This window comes from Pseudomonas fluorescens, assembly GCF_001623525.1.
Classification (GTDB): domain Bacteria; phylum Pseudomonadota; class Gammaproteobacteria; order Pseudomonadales; family Pseudomonadaceae; genus Aquipseudomonas; species Aquipseudomonas fluorescens_Q.
In genome coordinates, this window is sequence record NZ_CP015225.1 from 3,233,430 (window position 1) to 3,248,203 (window position 14,774).

The window sequence follows — 14,774 nt, forward strand, 5'->3', positions numbered from 1 at the left end:
ACCCCCTGCTTCAGGTGCGGAAGCGACCGGTCAGTTCTGCCAGGTTTCTCGACAGGCTGGAAAGCTGTTGGCTGGCATGCATGCTCTGGGCAGAGTTCGCTGCCGCTTCGTTGGACAAGTCGCGGATATCAGAGATGTTGCGGGCGATCTCTTCGGTGACGCTGCTTTGCTCCTCGCAAGCACTGGCGATTTGCGCGGCCATGTCATTGATCTGCTGGATCGAACCGCCGGTACCGCTAAGCACCTGATCGACACCCGCGGCACGTTCGACGCTATCGCGGGCCTTGGTGCTGCCCACGTGCATGGCTTGTACAGCCTTGGCGACACCGCTCTGCAACCGCTCGATGCGCACCTGAATGTCCTTGGTCGAGTCCTGTGTGCGCGCCGCAAGCGCCCTCACTTCATCGGCCACCACGGCAAAGCCACGGCCCTGCTCACCGGCCCGCGCGGCTTCGATGGCAGCGTTCAGCGCCAACAGGTTGGTCTGTTCGGCAATGCCACGGATCACCTCGAGCACGGCGCCAATACTGGAGGTTTCCTGGGCCAATGCCTCGATCGTGCCCGAAGCGCTCTCCACTTCCTGGGCCAACTGACGGATCGATTCGATGGTACTGCTGACCACCTCGGCACCGTCACGAGACTGGCTGCTCGCCTGTTGCGCGGCGCCCGAGGCGTTCGCCGCGTTATGCGCGACTTCATGCACCGCTGCGCTCATCTGGGTCGCAGCGGTGCTGACCTGATCGAGCGCCGCATGTTCGCTGCTGATCAACCGGTCATTCGTCGCGGCCATATCGGCCATGGCGCGGGCGGCGGAATCTACTTCACCTGTCACCCGTCCAACCTCGGCGATCAACGGCTGCAACTTGTCGAGAAAGCGGTTGAAGGCGCTGCCGAGCTGGCCCAACTCATCGGCCGAGCGTACCTCCAGACGCCCTTTCAGATCGCCGCCGCCCTCGGCAATCTGCTCGACGCGGTGCAGCAGTCGACGCATAGGGCTCAGCACCACAAGTGGCAGAACGACAAGCACCAGGATGCAACCAAGCAAGCCGACCAGCAGAATCACGCCTTGATGCACGCCGACCGTCTCACCGTTTTCAATCGCTGCGTCGCCTTCGCGATGCGACGCAGCATCCTCTAGCTCACCCAGCTTGTCGATAGAGTCGCGCATGGTTTCGAACAGGCGCTCACTGTCACCAAAACTCAGGGCACTGGCGCCCTGCGGATCGCCTACAGACAGTTCGAGGACCCGCCGCGACACCTGCATCCATTTCCCGAAGCTGTCATTGAACTGACTGACCAAAGCCTGCGCCTCGGCACCGGGCTGCATCGCGGCATATTTCTGCACGCGGTCATAAGCCTGCTTCGCATTCTCGCCATGACTGGTGCTCAGCGCTTTCAAATGCTCGTTTGCATGACCATCCAGCAGGCTGCGCTCGGCGACGAAAGCCTGATAAAGATCACGGTCGGCGTTGAGCAGCAGGCTGATCGCCGGCAGATAACGCTTGGTCAATTGCGTACTGGATTCAGTCACCTGACCGATACCGCGCATGCCCGCCCACCCCATCAGCACCAGCAACACAGCCAGGAATGCGATCGGAAGGGTGATTTTCCAGCGAAAGCCCAGATCGGCAAAAAACCGCAGCATGGGGTGTCACTCCTTTCATGGGGATTAACCTACCTATCGGCAGCCATGCCTTGAGCTATAGACCATTAGTCCAATTGTTACAAAGCTTTGGGTCTGGCAGACACCGGGGTTATGCAGGTCGCTGAGGGGGTTGGCGGGATAAAAAAAGGCGGGGGAGGCAATAGCTGCGGGAGTTTTCTGACACTTCCCGCCTACATAATTTAGGGAGTTTTCTGACTCATCATCTGATTGATGATTTTTCCAGAAGGGCTCTATAGTCCAAGCGTCGTTCGTAAGAGCGGCTTGGGTTTGGCGACGATCGGGTTTCCTCGGGATTTCGTACAGAGTCTAGCGCTTGGCGGACGCAATACCTCCCGCGTCTCACTCGATCCAATGGTCTCGGCCCGCGAATGCCTGGGCTGCCAATACTCTATTGGCAAACAAAGCCGGCACCCAGATCGCTATGGGCTGTACCACTTTCGTCGCTCACCCGAACGGATGGGATCAGATGGCTGAGCCGCATCGAGCGGTTGAAAATGGTGGGGGGTCTCGGACTGGATGCGACCACCCTTGCGAAGGCTTTCAGTGCCCGGAACGCCGTTGCTACGCGGGAAGCGGAGCGGGTTTGACGGGGTTGCCAGCGGCGCAGGCCGTATAGCCAAACGATACACGCGTATAGACAATAGCTATACACCGATATAGTGTTAACCACGAAGCCGACTCAACGGCATCGAATCTAAATCGATAGATCTTTCCAACGACCGATCACATTAAGCGAAGCACCGAGGCACCTCCAAGGCGGGAATCAACATGACCGTAAATATTGAAAAAATCGAAAGATCCAAGCCCGTCCCCATCAACATGAGGGCGGATGAAAAAAAACGGAACCTGATCGATTTGGCAGCTGCCATGTCTGGTCGTGATCGAACCAGCTTTATCTTGGAAGCTGCTTGTCAGAAAGCAGAGGAAGTCATCCTTGATAAGCGGCTGTTCCTTCTCGATGACGTTGCATTTGACGCATTTGAACAGGCCTTGGAAGCCAATCCGATTCAAGGTAACAAATGTCTGCTTCAACTTCTCGAAAGGCCCAAACCGTGGAGCTGAGGGCTCCAGAAAAGCTGAACGACGACCACATCCTGGACGAATTCGATTCAGGCGTAGCGTCGATCAACGATTATCTTCAAAAAACGGCGCGTAAAGCCCAAGCCGCCAAGCAAGCCGTTGTGTACGTTGTCTGTCGCAAGAACACGTTGGTCGTCATGGGCTATTACACACTGTCGAGTGGATCGATTGCTCGGGAGAATGTCGTTCCGAAAAGCCGTCAGCGCAATCCCCCAAGTGTGCACCCAGTGACCTTGTTGGGACGCATGGGCGTCACTGAGGCAGCACAAGGCCGGGGCTTCGCTATCGGCTTGCTTCAAGATGCGGTTGAACGAGCAATTATCGCGTCTGAAACCATCGGCTCTACTGCAATGATTGTCCACCCGCTTGACCAGCGTCTGTCGGACTTTTATGCCAAGCACGCAGGATTTATACCGTGCCCAGGGCTTTCACCTATTACGCTGATGTTGCCACTCCGATAGCTTTTTGACGGACCACGCCCCATCCCAAGGTCCACAGTATATCGACGGCTTAGCATGTTCATCCGCACCGCATCAGAGTGCCGGGGATCGGCGCTTTTGCGAATTGCTCATGCTGTCCAAGCGAAACAGGGTCTGTCCCCGTTTTCCCGATGGGTTCCAGTCATGCCCCGGACCAAACGCCAGAAACGAAAAAGCCCCTGAAATGTTCAACCATTTCAGGGGCTTAGTCGTATTCAATAATGGCGGAGAGATAGGGATTTGAACCCTAGGTACTGTCGCCAGTACAACGGATTTCGAATCCGTCCCGTTCGGCCACTCCGGCATCTCTCCAGTGGCGCGCATCATACCAGCACATTCGCCGGAAGCGAACCCCCGAGCGAAATTTTTTCCGTGCTATCAGATGCTTGCGTCGATTACAGCGGCACACCCAGGCGCTGGGCAACTTCTTCGTAGGCTTCGATGACGTCACCGAGGCCCTGGCGGAAGCGGTCCTTGTCCATCTTCTTCTTGGTGTCCTTGTCCCAGAGGCGGCAGCCATCCGGGCTGAACTCGTCGCCCAGGACGATGGAGCCGTCGCTGAACACGCCGAATTCAAGCTTGAAGTCCACCAGCAGCAGGCCGGCGTCGTCGAACAGCTTGGTCAGCACTTCGTTGACCTTGAGGGACAACGCCTTCATGCGGGCCAGTTGCTCGGCGGTGCCCCAACCGAATGCCACGACGTGGGATTCGTTGATGAACGGGTCGCCCTTGGCGTCGTCCTTCAGGAACAGCTCGAAGGTGTAGGGGTTGAGCTTCATGCCCTCTTCCACGCCCAGGCGCTTGACCAGGCTGCCGGCGGCGTAGTTACGCACGACGCATTCGACCGGGATCATGTCCAGCTTCTTGACCAGGCATTCGTTGTCGCCCAGCAGCTTGTCGAACTGGGTCGGCACGCCGGCGGCTTCGAGCTTCTGCATGATGAAGGCGTTGAACTTGTTGTTCACCATGCCCTTGCGGTCCAGCTGTTCGATGCGCTTGCCGTCGAACGCCGAGGTGTCGTTGCGAAACAGCAGGATCAAGCGGTCAGCGTCGTCGGTCTTGTAAACCGACTTGGCTTTGCCGCGGTAGAGTTCTTCACGTTTTTCCATGATGGGCTCCGCTTGCTAAGTAGTGGGCTAGGCGATATGTCGCCAGTCGAGCCCTGAATCTTGATCGGCCAGTTGCAGCCAGTCCGGGTCGCACCCGAGGGTGTCGACAAAACATTGCCGGGCCAGCTGCGGCAGGTTGTTCTTGCTGCTCAGATGGGCCAGGACCAGGTGTTGCAGGCCTTGCCAGCCCAACTCGGCCACCAGGAACGCTGCCTGGTGGTTGTTCAAATGCCCGTGTTCCCCGCCTACCCGCTGCTTGAGGAAGTACGGGTAGTAACCACGCGCCAACATGTCGCGGCAGTGGTTGGACTCGATCATCAACGCATCGAGGTCCCGATAACTGTCCATCACCCTGTCGCAATACGACCCCAGGTCGGTCAACAGCCCAAAGCGCCGCTCGCCGTCGCTGAACACATATTGCGTCGGTTCCCGGGCATCGTGCGCCACGCTGACCACGCTGATATCCAGGCAACCGATGCGCAGTTGTTCGCCACCGGCCACGAAACCGGCCGGCTCGATGGGCTTGCGCAGGCCTGCCAGTGTCCCACGGCTCAGGTACACCGGCAGATTGTAGCGCCGAGACAGCAAACCCACGCCATGCACGTGGTCGGCATGTTCGTGGGTCACGAGTATCGCGCTCAGTTGCGCCGGGTGCACACCCAGGCGCAACAGGCGCTTCTCGGTTTCCCGCAGGGAGAAACCACAATCGACCAACACATACGTGCCGGCGCTGGCTACCAGCGTGCCGTTCCCTTGGCTACCGCTGCCGAGAACGGAAAAACGCATCGGATCAGCCCAGGTTGTCCTGAATCACGCCCAACACCTTGCGGGCCACATCAGCCGGCGCCACGGTATTGATGTTCTTCTCGACGGTGACCTGGACGTTGTCGCCGACCTTGCTCAGGCGAACCTGATAACGCTCGGCGCGCGCCTCGATTTCTTCCTTGTCCGGCTTGCTGCCGAACAGGCCACTGAAGAAGCCAGGCTTCTCGTCTTTCCTCTCGGCTTTTTCAGCGAGGTTGATGTAGTACAAGCCCAGGCTGCGGTTGATGTCTTCAACGCGCCACTCGCCCTGCTCCAGCGCGCGACCAACGCTCGACCAGGCACGGTCCAGGTCGGAGCCGACGTTGAGCACCGGGTTGCCGCTGCCGTCTTCGCTCAGGCTGACGCGACTCGGCGCATCGAACTCCTTGGACGCCAGCATCGAGACCGAACCGCCCTGCTCCGCGTTACGACTCATGCTGGCAAGCATGTCGTCCACCAGCGCAGCGTCGAGGCCGGTATTGACCGAGCGGTTGGTGAAGGCCACGTCGGCGGTGCTGCCGGCAGGTCGCTCGGCGCTGACCACATAGACCTCACTGGTGTTGCGCTGCACGCCCGGCTCGATGCGCACCCGCACGCGGGTTTCGCTGTCGGCCGCGACACCGGCGGCGCTCATGCGCTTGGCCATGGCAGCAGACAGTTCATCGGAGCGCTGCCAGGTGGTGGTGAACTCGCCGGTTTGCGGACGCTGTTCGTCCAGGCGGAAACCGTTGTCCTGGAAGAACTGGATCGCCACTGGCCAGACTTCGGCCGGTGGATGCTGGCCCATGACCCAGCTGGAGTCGCCGCTCTTCTGCAGGGTGTAGTCGCTGGCATCGGCCACGGCCGACAGCGGCTGTGGACGTGGGACGATGTATTCGCCCTTGACGCTGTCGTCGGCGACGTTGCGCGGGATCGGCAGCAGCGGATCAAGGCGCTTGGCAACGCTGACGTCTTGCGGCAGTTGCATCGGTGCAGTCTGTTGCGCCTGCAGGTAATCGCTACCACGGTCGCGGAAGTAACCTTCCGGTCCCCAGATCCATCCGCAGCCGCTGGTGCTGGAGATAATCAAGGCAAGTGCGGAAAGTCCGGCCATTCGCTTCATGCGTTGTACTTCCTCAATTAAACCAGGACGCCGGACTGGCGCATGGCCTGCCGCAGCGGTTCGTGACAGGGGGTGCTCAGCCAGGTCAGTGGCAGGCGGATGCCTTCGTGCATCAGGCCCATTTCAACCAAGGCCCACTTCACCGGAATCGGGTTGGCCTCGATGAACAGGTCCTTGTGCAACGGCATCAGTTTTGCGTTGATTGCCCGCGCAGTCTCGGCGTCGCCCTTGAGCGCGGCCTCGCACAGGTCGGCCATTTCGCGCGGAGCAACGTTGGCGGTGACGGAGATGTTGCCCTTGCCACCCAGCAGGATCAGCTCGACCGCTGTCGGATCATCACCGGACAGCACGATGAAGTCCTTGCTCACGCCATCGAGGATGGCCTTGGCGCGCTTCATGTCGCCGGTGGCTTCCTTGATGCCGATGATGTTCGGCACGGTGGACAGGCGGATCACGGTCTCGGCCTGCATGTCGCAGGAGGTGCGGCCGGGAACGTTATAGAGGATCTGCGGGATATCGACGGCTTCGGCAATGTGCTTGAAGTGCTGGTACAAGCCTTCCTGGGTCGGCTTGTTGTAGTACGGAACGACCAGCAGGCAAGCGTCGGCACCGGCTTCCTTGGCGTTGCGGGTCAGCTCGACGGCCTCGCGGGTCGAGTTGGCGCCGGTGCCGGCGATGACGGGGATGCGACCGTTGACCTGCTTGACCACGGCACGGATGACTTCGATGTGCTCATTGACGTCGAGGGTTGCCGACTCGCCGGTGGTACCGACAGCGACAATGGCATGGGTGCCGTTCTCAAGGTGGAAGTCCACGAGTTTGCTGAGGCTGGCCCAGTCAAGATGCCCTTGTGCATCCATGGGTGTGACCAGTGCCACCATACTGCCCGCAATCATGAAACCGCTCCTGCCGGAAAAAGAGAGCGGTAATGGTACTGGCGCCAAGATGCTTGTACAAGCGAACTACCATTCCCCTTGGCGATGGTTTTCGCTACCCTTCAGGCTTTGATCGGTACCGACAAGCTCATATGCCGGTTTCCAGCCTCCGTTTTCGTCGCCGCAAGCCCCGATCCCGGGTTTGTCCCGGTGCGTTCCAGCTGTCGTGGAATGCAGCGCAACCCCGGGCACAAGGCTTGAGCCGTTCGTTTTTCCGGGCCTGGCGCTGTATCGAGCGGCAAAAGTACCGACCGCTCATCGCTTTAGGAATGCTGCATGTCCACCCCCACAGTCCGCGAACAATTCCTTGTTATCAGTGCCCTTGGCGCCAACCCCATGGAGCTGACTAACGTCCTGTGCCGCGCCAGCCATGAAAATCGCTGCGCCGTCGTGACCTCACGCCTGACCCGTCACGGCGAATGCAGTGCGCTCGTGCTCGAGATCTCCGGCAGCTGGGACGCCCTGGCTCGCCTGGAGGGCAGCCTGCCGGTGCTGGCCAAGAAGCATGCCTTCACCGTCAACGTGGTGCGTAGCGCCGCGCTGGAGAACCGTCCCCAGGCCCTGCCCTACGTGGCCTATGTGAGCTCGGCCTACCGTCCGGACATCATCAACGAGCTGTGCCAGTTCTTCATGGACCATCACGTCGAGCTGGAAAACCTGACCTGCGACACCTACCAGGCCCCGCAGACCGGCGGCACCATGCTCAATGCCACGTTCACCGTGACCCTGCCGGCCGGCACCCAGATCAGTTGGCTGCGCGATCAGTTCCTGGATTTCGCCGATGCGATGAACCTGGACGCGCTGATCGAACCGTGGCGCCCACAAAACCCAATGTAAGGAAGCGTTCATGGCCGTTGCAGTCGACCAGCCGGTTACCGATTTCCAGGCACCCGCCACCAGCGGACAGACCATCAGCCTCGCCGCCCTCAAGGGCAAACAGGTGGTGATCTACTTCTACCCCAAGGACAGCACCCCGGGCTGCACCACCGAAGGCCAGGGTTTTCGGGACCAGTATGCGCAGTTCCAGGCCGCCAACACCGAAGTGTTCGGCGTCTCCCGGGACAGCCTCAAGTCCCACGAGAATTTCAAGTGCAAGCAGGAGTTCCCGTTCGAGCTGATCAGCGACAAGGACGAGGCCGTCTGCCAGCTGTTCGACGTGATCAAGCTGAAAAAACTCTATGGCAAGGAATACCTGGGCGTTGATCGCAGCACCTTCCTGATCGACAAGAACGGCGTGCTGCACCAGGAATGGCGCGGCGTGAAGGTGCCGGGGCATGTGGATGCGGTGTTGGCGGCGGCTCAGGCCCTCGACAAGGGCTGAAATTCTCGCTGCCTGTACTGGCGCCATCGCGAGCAAGCTCGCTCCCACATGGGATCTGTGATGTTCAATAGAACCCTGTGGGAGCGAGCTTGCTCGCGATGAGGCCATCAGCCCCAACCGATGGATCAGCTACAACAACGGCGCGACAACCGGCTCCTTGCTCGGCCACGCATCCAGCACCGCCTTGAACAGGGTCGCCAGGGGGATCGCGAAGAACACCCCCCAGAACCCCCACAGCCCACCAAACAACAGCACCGCACAGATGATCGCCACCGGGTGCAGGTTCACCGCCTCGGAGAACAGCAGCGGGACCAGCACGTTGCCATCTAGCGTCTGGATAATCCCGTAGACCGCCATCAGGTAGATGAACTGATCGCTCCAGCCCCACTGGAACAGCGCAATCAAGGCCACCGGCACGGTCACCACCACGGTGCCAACGTAGGGCACCACCACTGAAATGCCCACCAGCAGCGCCAGCAGGGCGGCGTAATTGAGCCCCATGGTCACGAAACCGATATAGGTCACGCCGCCGCAGATGAAAATCTCGATGACTTTTCCGCGAATGTAATTGGCGATCTGCCGATTCATCTCCTGAGCCACTCGGGTAATCAGCGCCCGCTCACGCGGCAGGTAGCCTCGGACCCAACGACCGATCATTTCCCGGTCCTTGAGGAAGAAGAACACCAGGATCGGCACCAGCACCAGGTAGATCATGATGTTGACCAGAAGCGGCAGGCTGGACAGCGAAAACGTCAGCGCCCATTGGCCGAACTTGCCGATCTGGCCGCGCACGACTTCAATGGCTTGCAACACCTGCTCGTCGGACACCAGATGCGGATAACGCTCGGGCAACAGCAACAGCACGGACTGCCATTTGGCAAGCATCCCCGGCAACTCGTTGAAGAGCGTCACCAACTGGTGCCAGAGCAGCGGCACGATCACGATTATGAACACCAACAACAAGCCCATGAACAGGGCGAACACCAAGCCCACCGCCACCGCACCCGGCAACCGCAAGCGCTCCAAAGTCGTGACCAAACCTTGCATCAGGTACGCCAGCACCATCCCCGCCAGCACCGGCGCGAGCATGCCGCCCAGGGTGAGCACGGCGGCAAAGGCCAGGAACAGCAGCACCGCCAGGACCACAGCTTCTTCATCGGAGAAGTAGCGCTGGATCCAGTCGCGTAACACTTTGAACATTAAAAATCCTTAAGAGACGCTGTGGGTTTTCAGGCCTTTTTCAGCCAGTAACGGTAGACGCCGTTTTCGTCTTCTTCACGCAGCAGCGTGTGACCGGCCAATCGGGCGAAGGTGCGAAAATCACGTTGCGAGCCCGCATCCGTGGCGATCACCTTGAGCACACTACCGCTGGCCAAGCGATTGAGTTCCAGCTTGGCCTTGAGCAACGGCAACGGACAGTTCAGGCCGCTGGCGTCCAGTTCGGCATCGTGGGCTACAGCATCGGTCATGGGTTCACTCCGCGGCAGATCGTTGAGCGGCCTAGAATATCTGGTCCCGGGCCCGGTGTCCGGCTACAGTAAGGTCTTTGTCGACTAAGGCTTCGTGCATGACATTTCTGCGCCCCACCCTGCTGACGCTCGCTTGCCTGCTTGCCTCACCGGGCTTCGCCGACGACCTGCCGTCACTTGGCGATGCCAGTTCTGCCATCGTCTCGCCAGAACAGGAGCACCAACTGGGCCGCGCCTGGCTGGCCCTGCTGCGCAGCCAGGTTTCACAGCTCAACGATCCACAGCTCAAGGACTACGTCGAATCCAGCGTCTATAAACTGGTGGAAACCAGCCAGGTCAACGACCGACGCCTGGAGTTCATCCTGATCAACAGCCCGCAGCTCAACGCCTTCGCCGCACCTGGCGGAATCGTCGGGGTCAACGGCGGCCTGTTCCTCAATGCGCAGACCGAAGGCGAATACGCCTCGGTCATGGCCCACGAACTGGCGCACTTGTCACAACGCCACTTCGCCCGCGGCGTCGAAGCCCAGCAGCGCATGCAAGTGCCAATGATGGCCGCACTGCTGGCCGGCATCGTGATTGCCGCCGCCGGTGGCGGTGACGCCGGGATCGCGGCCATCGCCGGGACCCAGGCCGCGGCCATCCAGGAACAACGGCGTTTCTCGCGCCAGAACGAACAGGAAGCCGACCGCATCGGTATCCAGAACCTGGAAAAGGCCGGCTACGATCCGCGGTCCATGCCGACCATGTTCGAGCGCCTGATGCGCCAGTACCGGTTCGACGCCAGGCCCCCGGAATTCCTGCTGACTCACCCGGTGACCGAATCCCGGATCGCCGACACCCGCAATCGCGCCGAACAGGCCAAGCCGGGCGGTATCGAGGACAGTGTGCGCTACCAACTGATTCGCGCACGGGTCCAGTTGATCTATGAAGAAACCCCGGGCCTGGGCGCCAAGCGCTTCCGGGCGCAGCTGGATGAGAACCCGAAGAACGACGTGGCGCGCTATGGCCTGGCGATCGCGCAGATCAAGGGTGGCCAGTTGAATGAAGCACGGGAGAACCTCAAGCCGTTGCTGGCCAAATCGCCCAACGAGATCATCTACAACCTCGCCCAGGTGGACTTGGACATCACCAGCAACAAACTGGCCGACGCTCAATCCCGCGTCGACCGGATGCTGGGCCAATACCCGGGCAACTATCCGCTCAACCAGGTGCGCGTCGACCTGCTGCTCAAGCAGAACCGCCCCGCCGACGCCGAGAAGGCCCTGGAAAACTTGCTCAAGACCCGTCCGGACGATCCGGATGTCTGGTACATGGTGGCCGAGACTCGCGGGCTGTCGGGCAACATCATCGGCCTGCATCAGGCCCGTGCCGAGTACTTCGCACTGGTGGGCGACTACCGTCAGGCCATTCAGCAGTTGGACTTCGCCAAACGGCGCGCCGGCACCAATTTCCCCCTGTCGTCACGCATCGATGCCCGGCAGCGGGAACTCATGGAGCAGGAACGCATGGTCAAGGACATGATGGGCTGAGCATTTGCCAGACAATAAAAAACCGCCTCTATCGAGGCGGTTTTTTTTTGAGCCGCTAACCGGTCATTCGGCCAGCTTGAAGGTGATGAAGCTCGCACGCCCCTGGCGCAGGACCCGCATCGAGACCGAACGATTCTTCGGCAACGCCTTGGCGATGTCGGTGAACTCCTTGGCGGAACCGATGGCCTGGTTGTTCAGGTGCGTAATGATATCGCCCGGCTGAAGGCCGATCAGGGCGGCAGGACCATCCTGCACCTCCTTGATCACCACACCGCCCTGAAGCTCCAGGGTGCGCTTCTGCTCTTCGGTCAGCTCGGCCACAGCCACGCCCAGACGGTTGCTGCTGCGCTCGACGCCAGACTTGGGCAGCGAATCCAACTCCTTGCCTTCTTCAGGAATGGCGCCGACGGTCAATTCGACGTTCTTGCGCTTGCCTTCACGAATCACTTCCAGATTGGCCTTGGCACCGGCCTTGAGGGCACCTACCAAGTGCGGCAGGTCGGCGGACATGACGATCGGCTGACCATTCATGCTCAGGATCACGTCACCCACTTGCAGGCCGCCCTTGGCAGCCGGGCCACCTTCCTGGATCTGCGCCACCAGCGCACCGGCCGGCTTTTCCAGCCCGAACGACTCGGCCAGGTCCTTGTTCACTTCCTGAATGACCACGCCCAACCAGCCGCGGCTCACCTTGCCTTCGCTTTTCAGTTGGTTGGACACGTCCATGGCAACGTCGATCGGAATCGCGAAGGACACGCCCATGAAACCACCCGAACGGGTATAGATCTGGGAGTTGATGCCGACGACTTCACCCGCGAGGTTGAACAGCGGGCCACCGGAGTTACCCGGATTGATCGGCACGTCGGTCTGGATGAAGGGCACGTAGTTTTCGTTCGGCAGGCTGCGACCGATGGCGCTGACAATACCCTGGGTCACGGTGTGGTCGAAGCCGAACGGCGAACCAATGGCCACGACCCATTGGCCGGCTTTCAGGTCCTGGGATTTGCCCAGCTTGAGCACGGGCAGATCCTTGCCTTCGATTTTCAACAGCGCCACGTCGGAACGCGGATCGGTGCCGATCAGCTTGGCCTTGAGCTCACTGCGATCGGCCAGGCGTACCAGGATTTCGTCGGCATCGGCGATCACATGGTTGTTGGTCAGGATGTAGCCATCAGACGAAATAATGAAACCCGACCCCAGGGATTGCGCTTCGCGCTGGCGACCACCGCCAGGCGAACGGGGTTGTTGCGGCATGCCGCGTTCGAAGAACTCACGCAGCATCGGCGGCAAACCTTCAAGGTCCGGCATTTGCTGGTCCGACACGCGGCGATCCGGCAGTTTCTGGGTCGTGCTGATGTTCACTACGGCGGGCGACGCCTGCTCGACCAATTGCGTAAAGTCGGGCAACTCGACCGCCACGGCAGGAACGGCCTGGCCGAGCACAAGCACGGTGGCAAGGATAGAGAGATAGGTTTTCAAGCGTGGTATCGACATACGGCTCCCGTTACGACGAGCATGGTTAAGCGATATGGAGCAAGGAATACCAGGAAAAGATACGCCGGTATTTTTGTTCCGGAAACAGACAAGGCCAGGGCCGAGCGGCTCTGACCTATAGAAAAAAAGCTGGATTTTTGCAAATGAAAATACTGACAGGAAGTTTCGGCATTTCGATCAAGCCCTGGCATCATCAGCCTCTCGCACAATCGAACCACCCATCCAGCCTGCAGGCTATTGAGTTGCCGTGACGTCGGAGCGCATGGAAAGCGCAATCCGTTCCGCCGTACCGATAGGAATCTCACCGACCACCGTGACCATCATCTCGCCCTGGGGCGTCGTGAGCCTGCGGGAGACGGCAGCCGTCGGGCCGAGCTGAGTACGGGTATCAGTGGCGTTGGCACCGTTCAACGGCTCCAGGAACACCGAGAAGCGCGCCAGGCCATCGTCGTACATCAAGCTGTTGACCTGGACCTGAGTGTCCGGGTCCTTGCGCACGGCACTGCTGGACAGCTCGAACCCAGGCGGAAGCCAGTCCGAGTGCCAGGCGGCTTTCACCGCGACGACCTTGGCGGAATCCTGCGTGACAGCCTTGCATTCGGCGCTGGCTTGCAGATCACCGTCTGTCGGCGCGGCGACATTCAAGCGGGTGAACTGGAAACGTTCGAGCAACTGGCCCTTGTCATTGAGCAACAGGGACTTGAGCGGCAAGCCGGTCTCTTTATCCAGGTGCAGCTCGAAACCATAGCGATGCTGGTCCTTTGGCGTCATCGCCACAATGACCGCTTGACGCCCGGCCACGCGCGACTTGCCAATGACGGCCAGGTCATACCAATTCTTGAGTTTTTGCGGATCGAGCGCACGTGAGGTGCCGTCAGGCGTATTGCCCAGCCCCGCGATCAAGGAGCCACTGACGCATTGAGTATGCCCATCAATGCGCAGGACTTCCTGTGCCGAGCCGTCGAGCTGGAGTAACCGCTCGCGGACTTTGCCATCCTGGACGCGATGCCAGATGTTATGGGTAGAAAAACTACCGTTGCGCTCGTAAACGAAAGTGCCCTGGAAGCTCTGCTGCTGCTCGGCTTGACTCAGGCGATTCAACCAATCCTGAGCCTCATCGGCATGGGCTGGAATCACACACCAGCCACCAAGCAGAAGCGTGAATAGAGGTATGGCGCGCAATGGTTTTCCTTATTAACGATTTTCCATGCTGGCTGCACGGGCGTAAGGCAGTGCGCTTTCAGTACCTTTCAGGGCAGCTTGCTGAGCATGCTGACGCAGGTAGTTGGGCAGACGCTGATCATGCCAGCCAGGTTGGCCTTGCAGAACACCATTGACCATTGGGCCCGCGGTTTCCGAGCCTTCGCTGTAACCGGCCAGTACCGCTGGACCCTTGACCTGTGGAGCGGCCAGGCCAGGCTGGTTGGATTGCTGCGCCATCTGCACGCCGGCAATCTCATCCTGGTTGTACAGGCGCACACCGGCCAGTACGGCCACGGTGACCGAAGCGGCTACTGCCAGGCGACCCAGGCTGCGCCATGGTCCGCGAGAGGCTTTAGCCGGTACGGCTTCGTCAGCCAATGCAGCGGAAACTGCCGCAGCGATGTCCAGGCGTGGAAGCAACAAATCCTTGTGCATCACGGCCCGGGCGATCTGGTAACGAGCCCAGGTCTCACGGGTTTCAACATCGTCGAAGGCATTCAATACCCGACGCAATTCCAGTTCGTCCGCTTCGTTATCCATCACTGCGGACAGCGATTCCTGCAGGGCTTCACGACTCATG

Annotated in this window: 15 protein-coding genes, 1 tRNA gene and 1 pseudogene; 5 read left to right on the top strand and 12 right to left on the bottom strand. The window is 60.1% G+C overall.

The genetic code is table 11. The annotated features are described in order from the left end of the window. Positions 1-10: 10 nt before the first annotated feature. The gene (locus TK06_RS33470) at positions 11-799 is read right to left on the bottom strand and encodes a methyl-accepting chemotaxis protein (protein WP_409077395.1); all 789 of its coding nucleotides are present in this window, start codon (positions 797-799) and stop codon (positions 11-13) included. Positions 800-868: 69 nt separating this feature from the next. Further along, positions 869-1,645 (bottom strand): annotated as a pseudogene (locus tag TK06_RS33475) (MCP four helix bundle domain-containing protein); the annotation flags it as partial. Between the two features lie 789 nt (positions 1,646-2,434). Here TK06_RS33475 and TK06_RS13790 point away from each other — a divergent pair. Next, a complete protein-coding gene (locus tag TK06_RS13790; RefSeq protein ID WP_063322521.1) occupies positions 2,435-2,728 on the top strand; it encodes a DUF1778 domain-containing protein in 294 nt (97 codons plus the stop codon). Then, on the top strand, positions 2,686-3,207 hold the full coding sequence (locus TK06_RS13795; RefSeq protein WP_063322522.1) for a hypothetical protein: 522 nt from the start codon (positions 2,686-2,688) through the stop codon (positions 3,205-3,207). The genes TK06_RS13790 and TK06_RS13795 overlap by 43 nt, the downstream gene beginning before the upstream one ends. A gap of 240 nt (positions 3,208-3,447) precedes the next feature. On the opposite strand, the gene TK06_RS13800 is transcribed toward TK06_RS13795, so the two are convergent. From TK06_RS13800 to dapA, 5 genes are all read right to left on the bottom strand, one after another. Further along, a tRNA-Ser gene (locus tag TK06_RS13800) sits at positions 3,448-3,537 on the bottom strand. 83 nt (positions 3,538-3,620) lie between these two features. Next, positions 3,621-4,334: a phosphoribosylaminoimidazolesuccinocarboxamide synthase gene (gene purC, locus TK06_RS13805; protein ID WP_063322523.1), complete on the bottom strand. Its 714-nt coding sequence runs from the start codon at positions 4,332-4,334 to the stop codon at positions 3,621-3,623. A gap of 27 nt (positions 4,335-4,361) precedes the next feature. Next, the gene (locus tag TK06_RS13810; RefSeq protein ID WP_063322524.1) at positions 4,362-5,120 is read right to left on the bottom strand and encodes an MBL fold metallo-hydrolase; all 759 of its coding nucleotides are present in this window, start codon (positions 5,118-5,120) and stop codon (positions 4,362-4,364) included. A gap of 4 nt (positions 5,121-5,124) precedes the next feature. Continuing rightward, a complete protein-coding gene (gene bamC, locus TK06_RS13815) occupies positions 5,125-6,240 on the bottom strand; it encodes an outer membrane protein assembly factor BamC (RefSeq protein WP_063322525.1) in 1,116 nt (371 codons plus the stop codon). A gap of 17 nt (positions 6,241-6,257) precedes the next feature. Then, positions 6,258-7,136 carry a 4-hydroxy-tetrahydrodipicolinate synthase gene (gene dapA / locus TK06_RS13820; RefSeq protein WP_063322526.1) on the bottom strand — a complete coding sequence of 293 codons (879 nt, stop codon included), beginning with the start codon at positions 7,134-7,136 and terminating at the stop codon, positions 6,258-6,260. Positions 7,137-7,451: 315 nt separating this feature from the next. Here dapA and TK06_RS13825 point away from each other — a divergent pair, with 315 nt between their 5' ends. Both TK06_RS13825 and TK06_RS13830 read left to right on the top strand, forming a co-directional pair. Beyond that, positions 7,452-8,012 (top strand): glycine cleavage system protein R, encoded by a 561-nt coding sequence (locus TK06_RS13825; RefSeq protein ID WP_003184325.1) that lies wholly within the window; start codon positions 7,452-7,454, stop codon positions 8,010-8,012. Positions 8,013-8,022: 10 nt separating this feature from the next. Further along, complete coding sequence (locus TK06_RS13830; protein ID WP_063322527.1) at positions 8,023-8,496, top strand: peroxiredoxin; 474 nt, start codon at positions 8,023-8,025, stop codon at positions 8,494-8,496. Positions 8,497-8,625: 129 nt separating this feature from the next. Here TK06_RS13830 and TK06_RS13835 read toward each other — a convergent pair whose 3' ends face one another. Together TK06_RS13835 and TK06_RS13840 are read right to left on the bottom strand one after the other, a co-directional pair. Then, positions 8,626-9,696, bottom strand: coding sequence for an AI-2E family transporter (locus TK06_RS13835; RefSeq protein WP_063322528.1), 1,071 nt, complete (start codon positions 9,694-9,696; stop codon positions 8,626-8,628). Between the two features lie 29 nt (positions 9,697-9,725). Continuing rightward, positions 9,726-9,965, bottom strand: coding sequence for a sulfurtransferase TusA family protein (locus tag TK06_RS13840; RefSeq protein ID WP_053120054.1), 240 nt, complete (start codon positions 9,963-9,965; stop codon positions 9,726-9,728). A 98-nt stretch (positions 9,966-10,063) separates the two neighbouring features. On the opposite strand from TK06_RS13840, the gene TK06_RS13845 reads away from it, so the two are divergent. Continuing rightward, positions 10,064-11,497, top strand: coding sequence for a M48 family metalloprotease (locus tag TK06_RS13845; RefSeq protein ID WP_063322529.1), 1,434 nt, complete (start codon positions 10,064-10,066; stop codon positions 11,495-11,497). A gap of 63 nt (positions 11,498-11,560) precedes the next feature. Here the strand turns inward: TK06_RS13845 and TK06_RS13850 are convergent, their stop codons facing one another. The 3 genes from TK06_RS13850 to TK06_RS13860 form a co-directional block, all read right to left on the bottom strand. Then, a complete protein-coding gene (locus tag TK06_RS13850; RefSeq protein ID WP_063322530.1) occupies positions 11,561-12,991 on the bottom strand; it encodes a DegQ family serine endoprotease in 1,431 nt (476 codons plus the stop codon). Positions 12,992-13,225: 234 nt separating this feature from the next. Next, positions 13,226-14,173: a MucB/RseB C-terminal domain-containing protein gene (locus TK06_RS13855; RefSeq protein ID WP_063322531.1), complete on the bottom strand. Its 948-nt coding sequence runs from the start codon at positions 14,171-14,173 to the stop codon at positions 13,226-13,228. A gap of 12 nt (positions 14,174-14,185) precedes the next feature. After that, positions 14,186-14,773, bottom strand: a complete 588-nt coding sequence (locus TK06_RS13860) for a sigma-E factor negative regulatory protein (RefSeq protein ID WP_039010798.1) — start codon at positions 14,771-14,773, stop codon at positions 14,186-14,188. Position 14,774: the final 1 nt, after the last annotated feature.

Excerpts from the sequence above, each read along its gene's own strand:
- TK06_RS13810 (WP_063322524.1), bottom strand. The coding sequence starts at position 5,120 with ATGCGTTTTTCCGTTCTCGGCAGCGGTAGCCAAGGGAACGGCACGCTG.
- purC (WP_063322523.1), bottom strand. The coding sequence starts at position 4,334 with ATGGAAAAACGTGAAGAACTCTACCGCGGCAAAGCCAAGTCGGTTTAC.
- TK06_RS13790 (WP_063322521.1), top strand. The coding sequence starts at position 2,435 with ATGACCGTAAATATTGAAAAAATCGAAAGATCCAAGCCCGTCCCCATC.
- TK06_RS13840 (WP_053120054.1), bottom strand. The coding sequence starts at position 9,965 with ATGACCGATGCTGTAGCCCACGATGCCGAACTGGACGCCAGCGGCCTG.
- TK06_RS13860 (WP_039010798.1), bottom strand. The coding sequence starts at position 14,773 with ATGAGTCGTGAAGCCCTGCAGGAATCGCTGTCCGCAGTGATGGATAAC.
- TK06_RS33470 (WP_409077395.1), bottom strand. The coding sequence starts at position 799 with ATGGCCGATATGGCCGCGACGAATGACCGGTTGATCAGCAGCGAACAT.
- TK06_RS13830 (WP_063322527.1), top strand. The coding sequence starts at position 8,023 with ATGGCCGTTGCAGTCGACCAGCCGGTTACCGATTTCCAGGCACCCGCC.
- TK06_RS13825 (WP_003184325.1), top strand. The coding sequence starts at position 7,452 with ATGTCCACCCCCACAGTCCGCGAACAATTCCTTGTTATCAGTGCCCTT.
- TK06_RS13835 (WP_063322528.1), bottom strand. The coding sequence starts at position 9,696 with ATGTTCAAAGTGTTACGCGACTGGATCCAGCGCTACTTCTCCGATGAA.
- TK06_RS13795 (WP_063322522.1), top strand. The coding sequence starts at position 2,686 with ATGTCTGCTTCAACTTCTCGAAAGGCCCAAACCGTGGAGCTGAGGGCT.
- bamC (WP_063322525.1), bottom strand. The coding sequence starts at position 6,240 with ATGAAGCGAATGGCCGGACTTTCCGCACTTGCCTTGATTATCTCCAGC.
- TK06_RS13850 (WP_063322530.1), bottom strand. The coding sequence starts at position 12,991 with ATGTCGATACCACGCTTGAAAACCTATCTCTCTATCCTTGCCACCGTG.
- TK06_RS13845 (WP_063322529.1), top strand. The coding sequence starts at position 10,064 with ATGACATTTCTGCGCCCCACCCTGCTGACGCTCGCTTGCCTGCTTGCC.
- dapA (WP_063322526.1), bottom strand. The coding sequence starts at position 7,136 with ATGATTGCGGGCAGTATGGTGGCACTGGTCACACCCATGGATGCACAA.